At 72.1% G+C, this 17,927-nt stretch carries 20 protein-coding genes; 13 read left to right on the forward strand and 7 right to left on the reverse strand.

Features of this window, described 5'->3' with window-relative positions; all coding sequences use genetic code 11:
- Positions 1–61 precede the first annotated feature (61 nt).
- Both LUU90_RS16265 and LUU90_RS16270 read left to right on the forward strand, forming a co-directional pair.
- Entirely contained in the window at positions 62–1,354 is a 1,293-nt protein-coding gene (locus LUU90_RS16265; protein ID WP_275004581.1) for a sensor histidine kinase, read from the forward strand.
- Entirely contained in the window at positions 1,347–1,988 is a 642-nt protein-coding gene (locus tag LUU90_RS16270; RefSeq protein WP_275004583.1) for a response regulator transcription factor, read from the forward strand. Before LUU90_RS16265 ends, LUU90_RS16270 begins: the two co-directional genes overlap by 8 nt.
- A 16-nt stretch (positions 1,989–2,004) precedes the next feature.
- On the opposite strand, the gene LUU90_RS16275 is transcribed toward LUU90_RS16270, so the two are convergent.
- Positions 2,005–2,478 (reverse strand): GNAT family N-acetyltransferase, encoded by a 474-nt coding sequence (locus tag LUU90_RS16275; RefSeq protein ID WP_275004584.1) that lies wholly within the window; start codon positions 2,476–2,478, stop codon positions 2,005–2,007.
- A 151-nt stretch (positions 2,479–2,629) separates the two neighbouring features.
- Here LUU90_RS16275 and LUU90_RS16280 point away from each other — a divergent pair, with 151 nt between their 5' ends.
- Entirely contained in the window at positions 2,630–2,932 is a 303-nt protein-coding gene (locus LUU90_RS16280) for a hypothetical protein (protein ID WP_275004585.1), read from the forward strand.
- A 31-nt stretch (positions 2,933–2,963) separates the two neighbouring features.
- Here LUU90_RS16280 and LUU90_RS16285 read toward each other — a convergent pair whose 3' ends face one another.
- Positions 2,964–3,446 carry a glutathione peroxidase gene (locus tag LUU90_RS16285; protein ID WP_275004587.1) on the reverse strand — a complete coding sequence of 161 codons (483 nt, stop codon included), beginning with the start codon at positions 3,444–3,446 and terminating at the stop codon, positions 2,964–2,966.
- Positions 3,447–3,526: 80 nt separating this feature from the next.
- Here LUU90_RS16285 and LUU90_RS16290 point away from each other — a divergent pair, with 80 nt between their 5' ends.
- Genes LUU90_RS16290 through LUU90_RS16315 form a run of 6 tightly spaced genes read left to right on the forward strand, consistent with a single transcriptional unit; the run spans position 3,527 to position 8,651 of the window.
- A complete protein-coding gene (locus LUU90_RS16290; RefSeq protein WP_275004588.1) occupies positions 3,527–4,537 on the forward strand; it encodes a pseudouridine synthase in 1,011 nt (336 codons plus the stop codon).
- Positions 4,534–5,769, forward strand: coding sequence for an alanine racemase (gene alr / locus LUU90_RS16295; protein ID WP_275004591.1), 1,236 nt, complete (start codon positions 4,534–4,536; stop codon positions 5,767–5,769). Before LUU90_RS16290 ends, alr begins: the two co-directional genes overlap by 4 nt.
- On the forward strand, positions 5,766–6,338 hold the full coding sequence (tsaE, locus tag LUU90_RS16300; protein WP_275004593.1) for a tRNA (adenosine(37)-N6)-threonylcarbamoyltransferase complex ATPase subunit type 1 TsaE: 573 nt from the start codon (positions 5,766–5,768) through the stop codon (positions 6,336–6,338). The genes alr and tsaE overlap by 4 nt, the downstream gene beginning before the upstream one ends.
- 35 nt (positions 6,339–6,373) lie before the next feature.
- Positions 6,374–7,141 carry a tRNA (adenosine(37)-N6)-threonylcarbamoyltransferase complex dimerization subunit type 1 TsaB gene (gene tsaB, locus LUU90_RS16305; RefSeq protein WP_275004594.1) on the forward strand — a complete coding sequence of 256 codons (768 nt, stop codon included), beginning with the start codon at positions 6,374–6,376 and terminating at the stop codon, positions 7,139–7,141.
- Positions 7,138–7,701 carry a ribosomal protein S18-alanine N-acetyltransferase gene (rimI, locus tag LUU90_RS16310; protein WP_275004596.1) on the forward strand — a complete coding sequence of 188 codons (564 nt, stop codon included), beginning with the start codon at positions 7,138–7,140 and terminating at the stop codon, positions 7,699–7,701. The genes tsaB and rimI overlap by 4 nt, the downstream gene beginning before the upstream one ends.
- Positions 7,698–8,651 (forward strand): sulfurtransferase, encoded by a 954-nt coding sequence (locus LUU90_RS16315; RefSeq protein ID WP_275004598.1) that lies wholly within the window; start codon positions 7,698–7,700, stop codon positions 8,649–8,651. Before rimI ends, LUU90_RS16315 begins: the two co-directional genes overlap by 4 nt.
- A 15-nt stretch (positions 8,652–8,666) precedes the next feature.
- Here LUU90_RS16315 and LUU90_RS16320 read toward each other — a convergent pair whose 3' ends face one another.
- Together LUU90_RS16320 and tsaD are read right to left on the reverse strand one after the other, a co-directional pair.
- Positions 8,667–9,389: a hypothetical protein gene (locus LUU90_RS16320; RefSeq protein WP_275004600.1), complete on the reverse strand. Its 723-nt coding sequence runs from the start codon at positions 9,387–9,389 to the stop codon at positions 8,667–8,669.
- Between the two features lie 87 nt (positions 9,390–9,476).
- Positions 9,477–10,520: a tRNA (adenosine(37)-N6)-threonylcarbamoyltransferase complex transferase subunit TsaD gene (gene tsaD, locus LUU90_RS16325; RefSeq protein ID WP_275004601.1), complete on the reverse strand. Its 1,044-nt coding sequence runs from the start codon at positions 10,518–10,520 to the stop codon at positions 9,477–9,479.
- 111 nt (positions 10,521–10,631) lie between these two features.
- Here tsaD and LUU90_RS16330 point away from each other — a divergent pair, with 111 nt between their 5' ends.
- A complete protein-coding gene (locus LUU90_RS16330) occupies positions 10,632–11,246 on the forward strand; it encodes a malonic semialdehyde reductase (protein WP_275004602.1) in 615 nt (204 codons plus the stop codon).
- 93 nt (positions 11,247–11,339) lie between these two features.
- Here the strand turns inward: LUU90_RS16330 and LUU90_RS16335 are convergent, their stop codons facing one another.
- Positions 11,340–12,515 (reverse strand): glutamate--cysteine ligase, encoded by a 1,176-nt coding sequence (locus tag LUU90_RS16335; protein ID WP_275004603.1) that lies wholly within the window; start codon positions 12,513–12,515, stop codon positions 11,340–11,342.
- Complete coding sequence (locus LUU90_RS16340) at positions 12,512–13,780, reverse strand: class I SAM-dependent methyltransferase (protein ID WP_275004604.1); 1,269 nt, start codon at positions 13,778–13,780, stop codon at positions 12,512–12,514. The genes LUU90_RS16335 and LUU90_RS16340 overlap by 4 nt, the downstream gene beginning before the upstream one ends.
- A gap of 333 nt (positions 13,781–14,113) precedes the next feature.
- Between LUU90_RS16340 and groES the strand changes: the two genes are divergently transcribed.
- A complete protein-coding gene (gene groES, locus LUU90_RS16345; protein WP_253869104.1) occupies positions 14,114–14,410 on the forward strand; it encodes a co-chaperone GroES in 297 nt (98 codons plus the stop codon).
- A 216-nt stretch (positions 14,411–14,626) separates the two neighbouring features.
- On the opposite strand, the gene LUU90_RS16350 is transcribed toward groES, so the two are convergent.
- Positions 14,627–14,914, reverse strand: a complete 288-nt coding sequence (locus LUU90_RS16350) for a WhiB family transcriptional regulator (protein ID WP_274993201.1) — start codon at positions 14,912–14,914, stop codon at positions 14,627–14,629.
- Between the two features lie 191 nt (positions 14,915–15,105).
- On the opposite strand from LUU90_RS16350, the gene LUU90_RS16355 reads away from it, so the two are divergent.
- Together LUU90_RS16355 and guaB are read left to right on the forward strand one after the other, a co-directional pair.
- Entirely contained in the window at positions 15,106–16,323 is a 1,218-nt protein-coding gene (locus tag LUU90_RS16355; RefSeq protein WP_275004605.1) for a MerR family transcriptional regulator, read from the forward strand.
- A 67-nt stretch (positions 16,324–16,390) separates the two neighbouring features.
- On the forward strand, positions 16,391–17,905 hold the full coding sequence (guaB, locus tag LUU90_RS16360) for an IMP dehydrogenase (RefSeq protein ID WP_275004607.1): 1,515 nt from the start codon (positions 16,391–16,393) through the stop codon (positions 17,903–17,905).
- Positions 17,906–17,927 lie beyond the last annotated feature (22 nt).

Below are 17,927 nucleotides of genomic sequence, written 5' to 3' on the forward strand. Positions count from 1 at the left end.
CGGCAGGGTGGGCGACCGTGTGACCTGGCAGGTGACCCTGACGACCGGAGAGGATGACCGCATGCAGGCGACGAAGCGGTATCTCACGCGGTACCTCGCCCGGCGGTTCGCCTGGCAGATGCTGGGCGGGGCGATCGGGCTTGCCCTGGTCCTGCTCGTCTTCAGCCTGCTGAACATCACGTCCGAAGGGCCGCCCTCGTGGTTGGTGGCGGTGGCCACGGTCACCGCCGCCATCGGCCTCGGGCTGGTGCCCGGCGCACGGGAGCTGGAGGTCACCGCGGCCCGGGCGCTGCTCGACGTGGACGACGAGCTCGTGGTCCCCGCCCGGCCCCGGCCCGCGCACCGGATCCGGACGGCCGCATGGGTGGCCGGGCACCTGGCCTCGGGCCTGCTCGTCGCGGCCGGGCTGTTCGCGGGTATCCCGCTGGCGGTGATGATCGCTGTCGAGGCGATCGCCGGGGAGTCGTTCCGTCCCGGGGACTCGTTCTACACCGGCCTGCCGTTGCCGACCGGTCCGGTGTCGCTCGTCCTGCGGCTGATCGCGTGCACGGTCTTCGGGCTGCTGTCCCTCGTGGCGACCTGGCCGCTCGGGGCAGCCGCCTCGGCACTCGCCGGGCGGGTGCTCGGCCCCACCCCGCACGACCGGATGGAGACGGCTCTCGCCCGAGCCCGCCGCGAGGCGGAGCACACCCGCCTCGCCCGCGAGCTGCACGACGGGATCGGCCACGCGCTCACCGTCGTCAGTGTCCAGGCCGCGGCCGGACGGCGGGTCGTCGCGGTCAACCCTGACGCGGCGGCCGACGCCCTGGGGGCCATCGAGGACACGGCGCGGGCGGCGCTCGCAGAGCTCGACCAGCTCCTGGCAGTGCTCCGCGACGACGCGGACGACGCCGCACCCGTGGCGCTCGCACCCGCCCTGGACGACGTGGTGTCGGCGCACCGCCGCGCCGGGCTCGACCTGAGTGCCCAGATCGACCTGCCGGACGGGTTGCCCGCCCTGCTGAGCCGCACCGTGCAGCGGATCGTCACCGAGGCGCTGACCAACGCCCACCGGCACGGTGCTCCCGGTCCTGTGCGCCTGACCGTGGGGCACGCCGGCGACGAGGTGCGGATCGAGGTGGTGAACCCGGTCCGCTCCGGCTCGGGCCCCGGCTCGCGCCTGGGCCGGCGTTCCTCCGGCGGACGTGGCCTGTCCGGCATCCGGGAGCGCGTCGCCCTGTTCGGCGGCACGGTGGAGGCGGGACCGGACGGCGGCGCGTGGGTGCTTCGTGCGACGCTGCCCTGCACACCCATGCCGCGAGGCGGGCGTGAGGGTGCCCCTGGCAGGACCGACCGGAAGGACCCAGATGCCTGACACCCCTGTACGGGTGCTCGTCGCCGACGACGAGCCGCTCGTCCGCAGCGGCCTGCGCCTCATCCTCGACGCCGAGCCCGACCTCGAGGTGGTCGGTGAGGCGGGTGACGGCGCGCAGGCGGTCGAGCTCGCGCGCACGCTGCGGCCCGACGTCGTCTGCATGGACGTACGGATGCCCGGCGTGGACGGACTGCGCGCGACGGAGCTCGTGCTCCGCCTGCCCGATCCTCCCCGGGTGCTCGTGGTGACGACGTTCGAGCACGACGGCTACGTGCTCGACGCGCTGACGGTCGGGGCGTCCGGCTTTCTGCTCAAGCGCGCCGGGGCCGACGAGATGGTGCAGGCGGTCCGGACGGTCGCCGTCGGGCAGAGCCTGCTGTATCCGCAGGCCGTGCGTGACCTGGTGCGGGCGCGGCCGCGTGCCAAGACCGGGGCGCCGGTGCTGACGCCGCGCGAGCGGGAGGTGCTGAGCCTGGTGGCGGAGGGCATGACCAACGCGGAGATCGCCACGGCGCTCGTGGTCGGGGTCGAGACGGTGCGCACGCACGTTGCGTCCGTCCTCGCGAAGCTGCAGGCGAGGGACCGCACGCAGGCGGTGGTGCTCGGGTACCGGGCAGGCCTGGTCGACCTGTAGCCGGGCTCCCGGCCCGTCAGTCCCGGGGGAGGACCATCTCCACCTCGTCCGGGAACGGCGGGTAGTCCGATGCCTGGGTGCGGCCCGTACGGCGCCAGCCGAGGTGCTCGTAGAAGCCGATGGCCTGGTCGTTGTCGGCGAGGCACCACAGGCGCGGGTCGCTCATCCCGGCGACCGCCGCGTCCATCGCCGCCCGTGCGAGGCCGGCGCCCCAGCGGGCCGGGTGCACGGCGAGGTGTCGCAGCAGCCGCTCGTCATGAGCGACGAAGCAGGCGAGGCGGGAGCTGTCGACGTCGTCGTCCAGCACGAGCACGCGGACTCCGGGCTCGGCGAGCGCGGCCTCCCACTTGGCCCGGACCTCGTCGGCCGGGAAGGGGTACATGCCCGGCGGGAAGATATGGCCGAGCGCCGCGATGCCGGCGGCGCGCTCGACGTCGAGGAGCGCCTGCGCGTCCTCGGGCGTGGCCTGCCGAAATCGGGTCGGTTCCATGCTCAACAGCGTAGGCCCAGGCCGTGCCGTGAGCACCACCGTCGAGATTTGCGGACGCAGCCGTCGGCCGGGCGGCCTACCTGTCGAAAATCAGTCTGCAACATTTCCACGAAGTGCTGTGACCTCCGGGCACCTCGAGCGTCAAGGCTGCATGACAGATACAGCATTCAGTGCAGTGATGTCCCGCCTGACGGCGCTCGACACGCTCTCGCTGCGAGTGAGTCAGGACTGGCTCGCGTTCGGCCTCGATCGGGTGGACGTGCTGGTCATCGACATTCTGACGGTCAGCGAGCTCACGGCCATGCCGCTGGTGAGCAAGCACAGGCTGATCGCGGAGGACCCCGACCCCGGGAGGGAGCTGGGCCTGACGAGGGTGTGGACCGGCTGGCTCGGCGACGCCTCGGACGTTGTGCCGGTCGCCATGCGGCTCACGCTGGCTCCGGGTGACGCCTGACGAGGCGGCCACCACCGGAGCGGCCTGAACCTCAGCGCGGCAGGTGTGCCTCGATCTCCTCGATGATCGCAGGGTCGTCCGGCAGGGTCTTCGGCGAGTACCGACGTACGCCGCCGCCGGGCAGGACCAGGAACTTCTCGAAGTTCCAGCGGATCTTGCCCGAGTGTCCTCCGGCGTCCTCGGTCTTCTTGAGCTCGACGTAGAGCGGGTGGGCGTGCCGCCCGTTCAGCCTGATCCTGTCGAGCACGGGGAACGTGACGCCGTAGGTCATGGAGCAGAACTCGGCGATCTTCTCGTTCGAGCTCAGCTCCTGCAGGAACTGGTTGCTGGGGAAGCCCAGCACGGTGAAACCCCGGTCCTGGTACTTCTTCTGCAGCCTCTCCAGGGTCTCGTACTGCGGCGCCAGGCCGCACCGCGAGGCCACGTTGACGACGAGCACCACCTCGTCCTTGTGCTCGGCCAGCGAGATCTCGGTGCCGTCCATCGTGTGGAAGGGGATGTCGTAGAGGGTCACCCGCCCATCCTCTACCCGTTGTCCGGGTCGACGGAACCCTCCGGGACCGGCGGGCGCGCTCGGGAGGATAGGTTGATGGTGTGCGCACGCCTGGCCCCGCCAAGCACCGACCGCCGCTGCCCGTGCGGGACGGGCTCAACCCGACCCGGCTCGTGCTGCCCCACGACCCCGCGGTGGTCACGCGGTTCCCCCGTGCGCTCGACTACCTCCTGGACCGCTTCCGCGACGACGAGGCGCGCCTGCTCGAGAAGCTGGACCTCGGCGAGATCGTCACGGGCCACGGCGAGCCGCTCACCCCGACGACGCCGTACGAGCCGCGCGGCTTCCTCTACCTGTACCGCGACCCGCCCGCGCACGAGGAGAGGATCCCGTTCGAGCCGGAGGTGCTGCATCGCGACGAGAACCTGCTGGTCGTGGACAAGCCGCACTTCCTCGCGACGATGCCACGCGGGCGGTGGGTACGGGAGACCGCCCTGGTCCGCCTCCGGGTCGCCCTGGACCTGCCCGAGCTCTCGCCGGCGCACCGGCTCGACCGCGGCACGGCGGGCGTGCTGGTCCTCACCGTGCGGCCGGAGGTGCGCGGTGCGTACCAGGAGGCGTTCGCCCGGCGCGAGGTACGCAAGGTCTACGAGGCGGTGGCGCCGCTGACGCTGTCGGACTGTGCGCCGCCGGACGCCGCCCGGGTCGCCCAGGGTGAACCCGTCACGCTCCGTAGCCGCATCGTGAAGCGGCGCGGCGTCACCCGGGCCGAGGAGGTGCCCGGCGAGCCGAACGCCGAGTCGCTCGTCACGCTCGCGGCGGCCGACGAGGCGCGGGGCCTGGGCCTCTACCGCCTCGAGCCGCACACCGGCAAGACCCACCAGCTCCGGCTGCACATGGCGTCGCTCGGACTGCCGATCCTGCACGACCCGTTCTGGCCGGCGCTCCGCGACAGTGATCCGGACGACTTCGACCGCCCGCTGCAGCTCCTGTCCCGGTCCCTCGAGCTCACCGACCCGCTGTCCGGACGGCCCCGCCGTTTCGAGTCCCGCAGGACCCTGAGCGAGTGGGGACCCCCGGACGGGCGCCAGGTGCGAGAATCGGTGCGATGAGCACCGCCCCCGATCACCCAGCCCGCGCCGTCGTCGATCTCGACGCGATCCGCGACAACGTGCGCGCCCTGCGGGCGACCGCCCCGACCGCGCAGGTCATGGCAGTCGTCAAGGCAGACGCGTACGGACACGGGCTGGCCCCGGCGGCCCGGGCGGCGCTCGCGGGCGGCGCGACCTGGATCGGCGTGGCGCACGGCGCGGAGGCGCTGGCGGTCCGTGCCGCCGTCGGACCCGGGCATCGGATCCTGACCTGGCTCTACGCGCCCGGCGCCCCGTTCGCCGACCTGATCCGCAACGACGTCGACGTGGCGGTCGCGGCCGCCTGGGCCCTCGACGAGGTGGCCGACGGCGCCCGCGCCGCCGGCCGGACCGCCCGCGTGCACCTCAAGGTCGACACCGGGCTCGGCCGCAACGGGATCATGCCGGACGACCTGCCGGCCGTCCTCGACCGGGCAGCCGCGCTGCAGGCCGAGGGCGCGCTCGCGGTCGTCGGACTCATGTCGCACCTCGCCCTCGCGGACGAGCCCGACGACCCGTCGGTGAAGATGCAGACCCATGTCTTCGAGGACGCGATCCGCACCGTCGAGGCGGCCGGCATGCCCCTCGAGGTGCGGCACATCGCCAACTCCGCGGCGACCCTCACCAACCCGTCCGCCCACTACGACCTGGTGCGCCCCGGCATCGCCGTCTACGGCCTGTCGCCGGTACCGCACCTGGGGGCGCCGGGCGACTACGGCCTGCGCCCGGCCATGACGCTGGAGGCCCGGCTCGCCACCGTCAAGCGCGTGCCGGCGGGGCACGGCGTCTCGTACGGCCACTTCTACACCACCACGCAGGACACGGTGCTCGGTGTGATCCCGCTCGGGTACGGAGACGGGATCCCGCGGCACGCGTCCGGCGGCTCTCTCGGCCCCGGCGGCCCGGTCCTGGTGGGCGGGGCCGTGGACGACGTCGCGGCAGCCGGGGCCGGCCTCGGCACCGCCCGCGTGCTGCGCATCGCCGGCCGGGTGTGCATGGATCAGGTGATCCTCGACCTCGGCCCGTACGCTCCGGAACAGGCCGGTGACGTGGTCACGCTGTTCGGGGCGTCGGACGGGCTGGCCCGCGCCGGCGCACCCAACGCCGAGGACTGGGCGCAGGCCGCCGGCACCATCAGCTACGAGATCGTGACGCGCCTCGGGGCGCGCGTGCCCCGCGTGTACGCGGGCACGGCAGGAAGGGAGACCGCGTGAGCGGGGCAACAGGAGAACAGGGCGACATCACGACGTCGGAGGTGGTGACGCTGGAGCTGCCCGACGCCGAGGCGACGCGCGCGCTGGGTGCGGCCCTCGCGGGCGAGCTCCGCGCCGGGGACCTGGTGATCCTCACGGGCGACCTCGGCGCCGGCAAGACGACCCTGACCCAGGGCATCGGTGCCACGCTGCGCGTGCGCGGCCAGGTCGCCTCGCCGACCTTCATCGTGGCGCGGGAGCACCCTCCGCTGCCGCGTGCCGACGGGACCAGCGGCCCCGGCCTGGTGCACGTCGACGCCTACCGCCTCGGTGGGCTGAGCGAGCTCGACGCGCTCGATCTGGACTCGTCCCTCGCGGACACCGTGACGGTGGTGGAGTGGGGCCGCGGGCTGGCCGAGGCGCTCGCGGACGACCGGCTGGAGATCGACCTGGAACGCCCGCGGGGCGCGCCGTCGTTCGACCCCGGTGCCGCCATGGAGGAGGACCCGGAGGCAGGGACCCGTACCGCGACGATCCGCGCCGTCGGGCAGCGCTGGGCCGGCATCGATCTGGGCGCCCTGCTGGGCTGAGGCGCGTCGCGCGACCGGCGTAATACCCTGGTCACGTGGCCGTTCTCGCTCTCGATACTTCAGCAGCCGTCGCCGTCTCCCTCGTCGACGAGGACGGAGCGCGCCTCGCGTCCCGCACCTCGGACGAGCGCCGCAGGCACGCCGAGTCGCTCGCACCCTTGATCGAGGAGGTTCTCGCCGAGGCAGGGGTCGAGCCCAGCGGCCTGACCGCCGTCGTCGCAGGCACGGGACCCGCCCCGTTCACGGGCCTGCGCGTCGGGCTCGTCACGGCGCGGACGCTCGCGCTCACGATCGGCGTCCCGGTGCTGGGTGTGCCGAGCCTCGACGCGCTGGCCGTGCAGGCCGTCAGCGACCTCGGGCTGCGGTCGGGCGCGGAGATCCTCGCGACCTCCGACGCGCGCCGCAAGGAGGTCTACTGGGCCCGGTACCGCGTGATCTCGCACGAGGGACCGCACGGTGTCCCGGTGGTGGAGCGACTGGCAGGGCCGGACGTCGACCGGGCGGGTTTCGTCGCGCAGGCGCAGCTCGCCGCACCCGACACGGAGGACGGGCAGCTGCCCGTCGTGGTCGGCGAGGGGGCGATGCTCTACCCGGAGTTCCTCCCCGTGGCCGACGACGCACCCCTGGTCCCCGACGCGACGGTCCTGGCCCGGCTCGCGCTCGTCCGTCGCGAGGCGGACGAGGAACAGCCCGCTGAGCCCTTGTACCTGCGCCGTCCGGACGTGCACGAGCCGGGACGGGTCCCGACGGGCGCGACCACCGGTTCGGGTGCGACCACCGGTGCGGCCGGGGGTGTCGCATGATCACCGAGGTGCGGCTCCGACCGCTGCGGAACGCCGACTTCGACCGCGTGCTGGAGCTGGAGCGTCAGCTGTTCGGCCGGGGGGCCTGGACCTACGGGATGCTCGCCGACGAGCTCGCCGGCCTCGGCCGCTGGTACATCGTGGCGGAGCCGGAGCGGCTCGACCGGGCGGGGGAGCAGCCCGTCGTCGGCTACGCGGGCCTGTGGTTCGACGGCGACGTCACGCAGATCATGACCATCGGCGTCGACCCGGCCGCGCAGCGGCACGGGGTGGGCCGGCAGCTCATGGCCGCGCTGCTCGAACGGTCCCGCAAGGTCAAGGCCGAGGCGGTGCTGCTGGAGGTGCGCGTCGACAACACGCCGGCCATCGAGCTGTACCGGGAGCTCGGGTTCGAGATCCTCGGCGTGCGCAAGCGCTACTACCAGCCGGAGAACGTGGACGCGTACACCATGCGCCTCGACCTGTCCGTCGCCGCCGACGACACGGCGGACGCACCGGTGGGCGCCCCGGTCGACGCTCCTGACGACGCACCGGGCGACGCACCGGGCGACGCGGCATGAGGGAACGAGTTCTGGTGGGCGCCGCCGCGCTGGCCGACGACCTGCAGATCGGCCCGGGGGCGGACCCGGTCGAGGGGCGCCCCGTCGTTCTCGACGTCCGGTGGGCGCTCGGCATGACCGACGGTCACGACCAGTACCGTGCGGGCCACCTCCCGGGTGCCGTGTACGTGGACCTGGAGACCGAGCTCGCCGCGCACGCGTCGCCGGCCGCGGGGCGGCACCCGCTGCCCTCGGCGTCGGCGTTCCAGCAGGCCGCGCGCCGCTGGGGCGTCTCGGCGGGTTCACGCGTCGTCGTCTACGACTCCGTCGGTGGCACCTCCGCGGCCCGCGCCTGGTGGCTCCTGCGCTACTTCGGCGTACCCGACGTGCGCATCCTCGACGGTGGCCTCGCGGCCTGGACCGCGGAGGGCCTCGCCCTCGAACCGGGTGACGTCACGCCGGAGCCGGGCGACGTCGTCGTGCGGCCGGGCGGGATGCCCGTCCTGGACGCGGACGAGGCAGCAGCCCTGGCCGGCGGCGAGGGCGTGCTCCTGGACGCCCGTGCCGCCGAGCGCTTCCGCGGCGAGGTGGAGCCCGTGGACCCGAAGGCCGGGCACATCCCGGGTGCGGCCAGCGCGCCGACCACCGAGAACCTGCGCGAGGACGGCCGCTTCCTGTCGACGGCGGAGCTGAAGCGGCGGTTCGGCGGGCTGGGGGTCTCGACCGGTTCGACCAGCGGTGGGGCGGGCTCGACCAGCGGGTCCGGCGGCACCGGCGGATCAGGCGGGTCCAGCGACGACGACGCGGGCTCCTCGACCGGCCGGCCCATCGGGGTGTACTGCGGCTCCGGCGTCACGGCAGCGCACCAGGTGGCCGCGCTCGCCGTCGCCGGCGTGGACGCGGCCCTGTACCCCGGCTCGTGGTCGCAGTGGTCGAACGACCCGGGGCGCGAGGTCGCGACCGGCGAGTAGCGACCGGTCCGGTGCTCAGCGCGCGGCGCGCTCCTCGCTGAGCACCGTGATCTTCTGCCACACCTTGCGCGACATGCCCATGGTGAGCGTCTCGATGGTCGACACCGTGTTCAGCACGATGTCGTCCTGCGACTCCTCGGCGCACAGTGCCGCGGCCTTGCTCACGAGGGACAGGAGCTCGGTGCAGTACTCCAGGTAGTACTCGATCTGCTCGGGCGTGAGGCCGACGTCGGCGCCGTCGGTCCCGCCCAAGAAGGCGTCCCGGAGGCTCTCCGGCTCCTTGGTGAGCTGGTGCATGTCGATGATGTGCGCCAGGGAGCGCAGCCGGTGCAGCTTGGCCAGCAGGTCGGACCGCTGGACGCGCTCCGGGAACGAGTGCAGCAGCACGACGGCGATGGCGACGAACACGATGTCGTTCACCGCGCTCTCGATGAGCGGGAGCCAGTCGAGGCCGTTGTCCGGGGCGTCGGTGAACGCCGATTCGACCGCGAAGCCGAAGGCGAACAGGGCGACCAGCACCACGATGCCGATCACCGTCTGGGACCCGGCGCGGACGAGGCGGCTGCGCCGGCGGGACCCGGCGGACGTGTCCGCCACCTGCTCGGTCAGGGAGACGAGCTCCTGAGCGACCCGGTGGATGCCCCGCTCAGGGAACCGGGCGCCGATGCGGTCGCGCAGGCGGCGAGCCGTCTCGATGACAGGGACGGGCTCGAGCTTCTCCAGCGTTCTGTCGGGCACGGGACGCAGCGTAGAGCCATCGGCGTGCCCTGCGGGCACATTTCAGCCGACGACTCCGGGCGGGCCCAACCCGCGGTCGCCGCGCGCTCAGACGGTGATGGTCGTGAGCGGCATCGACGAGTCCACCGGGATGTCCAGGCTGCTCGGCGCGACCCCCGCGCGCACGACGGCGGAGCCCAGCGCCGCGATCATCGCGCCGTTGTCGGTGCAGTAGCGGATCGGAGGGATCCGCAGGTCGATCCCGGCCTCGGCACAGCGCTTGGCCGCCATCTCCCGCAGCTGGCTGTTGGCCGAGAACCCGCCGCCGATCACCAGCGTGTCCACACCGTGCTTGTGGCAGGCGGCGATGGTCTTGGCGGTGAGGACGTCGGCGACGGCCTCCGCGAACGACGCCGCGACGTCGTGCACGGGGATGGCCTGCCCTGCGTCGGTACGCGCCTCGACCCAGCGGGCGACCGCCGTCTTGAGGCCGGAGAAGGAGAAGTCGTAGGCGTGCTTGGCCTGGTCCTTCGCGGCGGTGAGGCCCCGGGGGAAGCGGATCGCGGTGGGGTCGCCCTCGCGTGCGAGCCGGTCCACGTGCGGGCCGCCGGGGTAGGGCAGCCCCAGCAGGCGGCCGACCTTGTCGAAGGCCTCGCCGGCGGCGTCGTCCAGGGTGGAGCCGAGCTCCGTGACGTCGGTGGCGATGTCGTCCACCATGAGCAGCGAGCTGTGGCCGCCGCTCACGACGAGTGCCATCGCCCGCTCCGGCAGCGGCCCGTCGACGAGCTGGTCCACGCAAGCGTGCCCGATGACGTGGTTGACGCCGTACAGCGGCTTGTTCAGGCCGATCGAGAGGGCCTTCGCGGCGGACGCCCCGATGGTGAGCGGCCCGACGAGGCCGGGTCCCGCCGTGACGGCGACCGCGTCGATCTCGGACAGGTCGACGTCAGCGTCACCGAGCGCCTTCTGGATGGTCGGGATCATCGCCTCGAGGTGGGCACGGCTGGCGACCTCGGGGATGATGCCGCCGTAGCGGGCGTGCTCTTCCATCGAGCTGGCGACGGCGTCGACCAACAGCTCGTTTCCACGGACCAGAGCGACACCGGTCTCGTCGCAAGAGGTCTCGATGCCGAGGACCAGGGGTTCTGCCATGTGCTCCAGCCTAATTGGTCGCGGTGGTTCGGTGGTGTGCCGCCCTGTCGTGTGTCCGGCTTCATAGTTGAAATCGGAACTATCGCTAGGGGCAACCTTGTTGGCACCGGCATGACCGAGACTCTTGAGGCTTCAGGCCTCGCCATCGACGACGCGACCGCCGACCGCCTGTTCCGCACGGCGCGCACCGTGACGACGTTCGCCGAGTCCGACGTGACCGACGAGCAGCTCGCTGCCGTCTACGACCTCATCAAGTGGGGCCCCACCTCGATGAACGTCAGCCCCCTGCGGGTGCTGGTCGTCCGCACGCCGGAAGCGCGTCGGCGCCTCGTCGCGAACATGCCCGAGGGCAACCAGGAGCGCGTGGCGAACGCGCCTGTCACCCTCGTGCTCGCGTACGACCCCGAATTCCACGAGCGCCTCGACGTACTGGTCCCGCACATGCCGGGCGCCCGCGACATGTTCGCGGCCGACGACGAGGCGCGGGCCTCCGCCGCGCGGACCAACGCGCTGCTGCAGGCCGGCTACCTGATCGTGGGCCTGCGGGCCGCGGGCCTGTCGGCCGGGCCGATGCACGGCATCTACGACGGTATCGACGCGGAGTTCTTCGGCGAGAACGGCTGGAAGGGCTTCCTCGTCGTCAACGTCAGCTCGGCCGAGGGCGCCGACACCAGCCGGCCCCGTGCTCCGCGCCTCGAGTTCGACGAGGTCTCGCAGGTCGTCTGACCCGACGTCGCTCCCGTCGGCCGAGCCTGTCGAGACCTCACCAGGTCTCGACAAGCTCGACCACTGGTCTTGCTCGACCAACGGTGAGGCCGGTCAGGGGGTCAGCGGGTGGCCCGCCCGCATCTCCGCCACCATCGAGCGCACGACCGGCACCAGGTCGCCGTCGTGCGCCGCGGCCACCGCCTGCTGCCGCTGGTACGAGGCGCCCGAGCGGATGATCTCCCGGACACCGGCGAGCTCCGCCGTGCAGCCGAGCCGGTGCGCGACCGGCTCCAGCTCGACGAGCAGCTTGCCGATGGCGTCGATGATCGGCCCCTGGTTGCCGTCGGCGTCCAGGATCACCGTGGCGTCGAGGCCGTAGCGGGCCGAGCGGAACTTGTTCTCCTGCACGAACCACGACGGCAGGACCGGCAGGGTCCGGCCCTGGTCCAGCTGGGTCGACAGGTGCTCCACGAGGCAGTGCACCAGCGCGGCCAGCACGAGGGCCTCGGACAGGTTGGTCGGGCCGTCGCAGACCCGCACCTCGAGCGTGCCGAACTTCGGCGAGGGCCGCACGTCCCAGTGGACCTCGTTGAACGCCTCGACCGCGCCGACGTGCAGCATGTCGCCCGCGTACGACTCGAGCTCCTGCCAGGTCTCGAACGGGACCGGTAGCCCGGAGCTCGGGATCTGCTGGAACAGCAGCGACCGGTTGGACGCGTATCCCGTGGGCTGGCCGGCCCAGTACGGCGACCCGGCCGACAACGCCTGGAGGTGCGGGAAGTAGGTGAGCATCGCGCGCATCAGCGGCAGCGCCTTGTCACGGTGCTCGATCCCGACGTGGACGTGCAGCCCCCAGATGATCAGCTGTGCGCCCCACACGCCAGTGCGCTCCATGATGCGGGTGTAGCGCTCCTTCTCGCCGACCAGCTGATCGGCGGCCTGCGCGAACGGGTGCGTGCCGCCACCCATCAGGTCGAGCCCCAGCGGGTCGGTCACCGCCCGCACACGTTCGAAGAGGTGCGTGAGGTCGGTCCCCGCGTCCGTCACGGTGCGGCAGACGCCGGTCACCAGCTCGACCGTGTTCTTCATGAACTCGCCGGCCACGTGCGGGGCATAGACCGCCGCCCCCTCCGGTGGTCCGACGGCGTCCCGCGCGAGCGCCTCGAGCACCTCGGGTCCGGACTGGGCGAGGTCCGCGGTATCGGACCGGACCAGCCCGATCTCCCACTCCAGGCCGACGGTGGAGCGCGGAGATTCGCCGAAGCCGAGTCGAGCCGGCGAGCTCATACGGGTCCCAGTGGTTCGACGAGGAGTACCTGTTGGTTGCCTGCCACGCGTGTGAGCACGATCGTCGCCTCCTCGGTCCCGGTGAGCACGAGCTGCTTGCGAAGTTGTTCAGGCACCACGGCGGTGCCGCGCTTCTTGATCGTGATGCGTCCGACGTTCCGGTCACGCAGGTACGCCTTGAGCCGCTTCAGGCCGAACGGCATGGTGTCGAGCACCCGGTAGCCGGTGGCGATCGGTGCCCGGGCCCCGACCGAGTCGGCGGGCCGGGCGGGCGGAAGGTCGGCGGGGCTGTCCGTGGTGACGTACGCGATGGTCGGGTCGACGAGGCGTCCGCCCAGCTCGGCGGCGGCCTGGCCGACGAGCCCGGCGCGGATGACGGCCCCGTCGGGTTCGTAGAGGTACTGTCCGACGCCGCCGACGTCCGGCACGACGTCGTCGCCCCGAACCGTGCGGCTCAGGGTGTGCTCCTTGCCGTCGTCGTCGGTGAAGGTGCGCAGCACGAGCGCCGACCGCCCTGGACCGTCGGGCGCGAGCGGGCCGAACCAGAGCCCTGCCTCGACCACGTCGCCGTTGACCGAGACCCACTGCGTCTCGGCGTCGTCCGGGAGCCCGTCGTGCGGGATGCCGGGGCCGACCTTGATGCCCACGGCGGCCACGGTCCCGCGCAGCGCCCAGACGGAGTCGAGCGGGGGCTCATAGGCGCGTGGGTCGAAGATCCGGCGGCTGCGTGCGCCCGATCCGCCGCTCACACGGCGGGCAGGGTCGGCGTAGACACCCTCGATGCCCTCGGCACGCAGATCGAGGGACAGGCCGTCGGCGTGCCGCACGTCCGCCTCGGGGAAGTGGCGCAGGTTCCACTGCGCGATGGCGGCGGTGCACTCGTCCAGCTCGGTGGCCACCACGCGGAGGCCGGTCCCGGCGAAGGCGAGCGAGTCGGCACCGATGCCGCAGGTCAGGTCCGCGATGCCGGTGATGCCAGCGGAGAGGTAGCGTCGGGCGTGCAGCGCCGCGACGAGGAGCCGGGTGGCCTGCTCCAGGCCGTCGGCGGTGAAGAGCATCCCGTCGGCGAAGTCACCGAACTTGGCCCGGGCCCGGGCGCGCAGCCTGGACTGGGTCACCACCGCGGCCGCCAGATCCGGGGCCACTCCCTTGGCCCGCAGGGTGGTTACGGTCTTCATCGCGTGTCGCTCGTCATAGGGCGGGAGGGCACCAAGCAGGGCCCAGCCGTCTGGGCTGAGCAGTTTGCTCAGAATCGCCGCATCCATGGGAAGATCTTTCCACGTTTGTCCTGGTCGTGACGAGCGGCGCGACGGAACCTTTTCGTGGAGATGGCGAGATTCCGGTGTGGCGGCGGCGCGTCGGGCGGACGTGGTGTGATCCACTCCACCCGATTGGCACTCGCCTTGACCGAGTGCTAGCGCCGACCTAGATTTGGGGTTGTTCACCGCCGCGGGATCCCGGTTCTCGGGCCCGCGGGGGAGAACCCAGACGTTCGTGCCCGCCGGCACCCGCGACGACGGCGGACCGTCGAACGTTCGAGCCACTCAGTCCATCACGCAGCTGATCTCTCGATCCGCTCACGAAAGAGGAGGTCCGACGTGTCGGTCCCCATCAAGCCGCTCGAGGACCGGATCGTCGTCAAGGCTCTCGAAGCCGAGACCACGACCGCTTCCGGCCTGGTCATCCCGGACACCGCCAAGGAGAAGCCCCAGGAGGGCGAGGTTCTGGCCGTTGGCCAGGGCCGCATCGACGACAACGGCAACCGTGTGCCGCTGGACGTCGCCGTCGGTGACAAGGTGATCTACTCCAAGTACGGCGGCACCGAGGTCAAGTACGCGGGTGAGGAGTACCTGGTGCTCTCGGCCCGCGACGTCCTCGCCGTGGTCGTGAGCTGACCCCAGCTCACGCCAGCCTGAAGACGAAGGCCCCGCACCGAGAGGTGCGGGGCCTTTGCCTTGCCCGGCGCTGGTGTCGAACGCGACCGTGCCCGGCGCAGTGCCTTCGCCCGGCGAAGTAGTCGTCCGGCGAAGTAGTCCAGCAGCGGCAGTGCTGCGTGACTACGTCGCCGGACGACTACTCCGGCACGACGAGTGGTTCAGGTGACGCGTGGTTCAGGCGGAGACGGACTTGCCGGCGAGGATGGCCGACCGCTCGTCCTCGCTGAGCCCGCCCCACACCCCGTACGGCTCGCGCACGCGGAGCGACTGCTCGCGGCACTGCATCATCACGGGGCAGGAGCGGCAGATCGCCTTGGCGGCCTCGGCGCGCCTGCGGCGCGTCGAACCGCGCTCACCCTCGGGGTGGAAGAACAGGGTGTCGTCCGCGTCGCGGCACGACCCCTGGTACTGCCATTCCCACAGTTCCATCACCGGACCGGGAAGCCTCGAGATCTCCGTCATGGCGAACAACCTACAAGTTGTGCAGAAGTTGTTCAAGGGGCAGTTTTGTCCGTACCCGGCTCGAATCGGGTCAGGGGAACCGCGCCAGGGCTGACCGGTTTTGTTCCGGTCTCGACCAGATTCCACCGAGATCGGCGGCACGCCGGGTTTCGCAGTGGCGCAGAGAGGCCCAGGTCGGCAGAATCGAGTCCATGACATCTTCGCGGCCTGCCCAGAGCTCGGGCGGGTCACGTGCGTCCAGCCCCGGACTGGCCGTCGCCGCCGTAGCCAGACGCCTCGGGGTCGCGCCGGCGACCCTCCGTACGTGGGACCGCCGGTACGGGCTCGGCCCGTCGGGCCGGACCGCCGGATCGCACCGCCGCTACACGCCGGACGACGTGGCCCGCCTCCTCGTGATGCGGCGCCTCACGCTCGAGGGTGTCGCACCGGTGGACGCCGCGCGGGCCGCGGTCGAGGCGGGGGAGGCCGAGCTCGAGGTGGCCACCCGGACCGCGGCCGCACTGCCCGCCGTGCAGGTGGAGGACGAGTCGGAGGACGGTGCGGAGCCGGACTTCGCCGAGACGTTCCTCGGCACGGTCGAGGCGCCCGCCGAGGCCGGCGCCGAGGACCCGCCGGCCGGCAAGGACGGGGTGGATCCGAAGGAGGAGCCTCGCGGACGGGCGCGCCTGCGGGCGCTCCCCGGCGGTGCGACGGGTGGTGACACACCTGCCGCAGCCGGCCCCCGGCCCGCATCGGGTGCGGCTCCCGCACCGACGTCGGGCCGGGTGTCCGCCCTGGTCGACGCCGCCCTGGCCTACAGCAGGACCGCATGCGACAACCTGCTCGCGCTGGGCCCAGAGGGGGACCCCGCGACGTGGTGGACCGACCTGGTCGAGCCCGCCTGGCTGCGCCTCTCCGAGCGCACCGTCCTCGCCGGGCCGGGCGAGATGCCCGAGGTGGTGCTGGCGACCGCCGCGCTGCGCGCGCTGCGGCACTACACCGAGGAGTTCGAGCGGGTGATGGTCGAGGCGGGCGGCCCGCCGGCCAACCACCCGAGCCGGATGCGCAAGATCGTCCTCGTGTTCGCGGCGCCCGACGAGGTGGTGCCGCTGTCGGCGCACGCCCTCGCCGCGGCGCTGGCCGCCCAGGGTTCGATGGCGCGGATCGTCACGGGCCCGGCGAGCACGCACCGCTCGGTCGAGCTGGTGACGATGGTCCGGCCGACGGCCGTGGTCCTGGCCACCACCCAGAACAAGCCGGACCTCGACGTCGTGCACGCGGTGAACGAGAGCTATCCGGAGCTGCCGATCTTCGTCGGCCTCCGGGCCGACGCGGCGGCGACCGACCTGCCGTTCGGTCCGACCGTGCAGCGCGTGCGCTCGTTCACGGGGCTGCTGCACGAGGTGCTCGCGGTCATCAAGGCGAGGTGACGCACGCCTCTGGCCGGCCGGCCCGCCCGCCCAGGATCTGTTGCTGTGCGGGCCGTAGACTTGCTGCATGACGGACCAGACCTCGCCGGCCGACCCGTTCGGTTTCCTCGGGCTCACCTATGACGACGTCCTGCTGCTGCCGGGTTACTCCGACCTGGCGCCGTCGGACATCGACACGACCTCTCGCCTGACGCGCGAGATCTCGCTCAAGATTCCGCTGCTGTCAGCGGCGATGGACACGGTCACCGAGTCGGCGATGGCCATCGCCATGGCTCGCCAGGGTGGCCTCGGTGTCCTGCACCGCAACCTCTCCATCGAGGACCAGGCCTACCAGGTCGACCTCGTGAAGCGGACGCAGACCGGCATCATCACGAATCCCGTCACCATCGGCCCGGACGCCACGCTCGAGGAGCTCGACACGCTCGCGGGGCAGTTCCGGATCTCCGGCTTCCCGGTGGTCGACCTCGAGAACAAGCTCATCGGCATGGTCACCAACCGCGACCTGCGCTTCACGCCCGTCGCCGAGTGGGGGACCACCAAGGTGGACGAGGTGATGACGCCGCAGCCGCTGATCACCGGTCCGTCGACCATCTCGCGTGACGACGCCACGCTGCTGCTGCGCAAGCACAAGCTCGAGCGACTGCCGCTGATCGACCCCGACGGCCGCATCACCGGACTGATCACGGTCAAGGACTTCGTGAAGTCCGAGCAGTTCCCCGACTCGTCCAAGGACGGCCAGGGCCGGCTCATGGTCGGCGCCGCGATCGGTTACTTCGGTGACGCGTGGCAGCGCGCGACGGCCCTGATCGAGGCCGGCGTGGACGTGCTCGTCGCCGACACCGCGCACGGCAACGTCCGCATGCTCATCGACATGGTCAAGCGCCTCAAGACCGACCCGGCCACCAAGGACGTGCAGGTGATCGGCGGCAACGTCGCCACCCGCCAGGGCGCTCAGGCGTTCGTCGACGCGGGTGCCGACGCCGTGAAGGTCGGCGTCGGACCGGGTTCGATCTGCACCACGCGTGTCGTGACCGGGGTCGGCGTCCCGCAGATCACCGCCGTCTACGAGGCGTCGCTCGCCTGTAAGCCCGCTGGAGTGCCCGTCATCGCCGACGGCGGGCTCAAGCACTCCGGCGAGATCGGCAAGGCCCTCGTGGCCGGCGCCGACAGCGTCATGCTCGGCTCACTCTTCGCCGGCTGTGAAGAGACCCCGGGTGACCTGGTTCTCGTCAACGGGAAGCAGTTCAAGACGTACCGCGGCATGGGCTCGATGGGTGCCATGTCCTCGCGCGGCAAGAAGTCGTACTCCAAGGACCGGTACTTCCAGGCCGAGGTCACGAGCGACGACAAGATCGTGCCCGAGGGCATCGAGGGGCAGGTCGCCTACAAGGGCCCGCTGTCCACGGTGGCCCACCAGCTCATCGGCGGCCTGCACCAGACGATGTTCTACACCGGCGCACGGACCGTCCCGGAGCTGCAGGCCAACGGCAGGTTCATCCGCATCACGTCGGCGTCGCTCAAGGAGAGCCACCCGCACGACGTGCAGATGACCGTCGAGTCGCCGAACTACAGCGGTTTCTGAGTCCCGTACCGGCCGATCTCGT

This window comes from Promicromonospora iranensis, assembly GCF_028994775.1.
GTDB classification, from domain to species: Bacteria; Actinomycetota; Actinomycetes; order Actinomycetales; family Cellulomonadaceae; genus Promicromonospora; species Promicromonospora iranensis_A.

What these genes read in the sequence shown, in the direction of transcription:
- LUU90_RS16330 (WP_275004602.1), top strand. Translation starts at nt 10,632, where the DNA reads ATGACCGAGACTCTTGAGGCTTCAGGCCTCGCCATCGACGACGCGACC.
- LUU90_RS16280 (WP_275004585.1), top strand. Translation starts at nt 2,630, where the DNA reads ATGACAGATACAGCATTCAGTGCAGTGATGTCCCGCCTGACGGCGCTC.
- LUU90_RS16270 (WP_275004583.1), top strand. Translation starts at nt 1,347, where the DNA reads ATGCCTGACACCCCTGTACGGGTGCTCGTCGCCGACGACGAGCCGCTC.
- LUU90_RS16315 (WP_275004598.1), top strand. Translation starts at nt 7,698, where the DNA reads ATGAGGGAACGAGTTCTGGTGGGCGCCGCCGCGCTGGCCGACGACCTG.
- LUU90_RS16265 (WP_275004581.1), top strand. Translation starts at nt 62, where the DNA reads ATGCAGGCGACGAAGCGGTATCTCACGCGGTACCTCGCCCGGCGGTTC.
- LUU90_RS16335 (WP_275004603.1), bottom strand. Translation starts at nt 12,515, where the DNA reads ATGAGCTCGCCGGCTCGACTCGGCTTCGGCGAATCTCCGCGCTCCACC.
- LUU90_RS16350 (WP_274993201.1), bottom strand. Translation starts at nt 14,914, where the DNA reads ATGACGGAGATCTCGAGGCTTCCCGGTCCGGTGATGGAACTGTGGGAA.
- LUU90_RS16275 (WP_275004584.1), bottom strand. Translation starts at nt 2,478, where the DNA reads ATGGAACCGACCCGATTTCGGCAGGCCACGCCCGAGGACGCGCAGGCG.
- LUU90_RS16355 (WP_275004605.1), top strand. Translation starts at nt 15,106, where the DNA reads ATGACATCTTCGCGGCCTGCCCAGAGCTCGGGCGGGTCACGTGCGTCC.
- LUU90_RS16340 (WP_275004604.1), bottom strand. Translation starts at nt 13,780, where the DNA reads ATGGATGCGGCGATTCTGAGCAAACTGCTCAGCCCAGACGGCTGGGCC.
- tsaD (WP_275004601.1), bottom strand. Translation starts at nt 10,520, where the DNA reads ATGGCAGAACCCCTGGTCCTCGGCATCGAGACCTCTTGCGACGAGACC.
- alr (WP_275004591.1), top strand. Translation starts at nt 4,534, where the DNA reads ATGAGCACCGCCCCCGATCACCCAGCCCGCGCCGTCGTCGATCTCGAC.
- rimI (WP_275004596.1), top strand. Translation starts at nt 7,138, where the DNA reads ATGATCACCGAGGTGCGGCTCCGACCGCTGCGGAACGCCGACTTCGAC.
- guaB (WP_275004607.1), top strand. Translation starts at nt 16,391, where the DNA reads ATGACGGACCAGACCTCGCCGGCCGACCCGTTCGGTTTCCTCGGGCTC.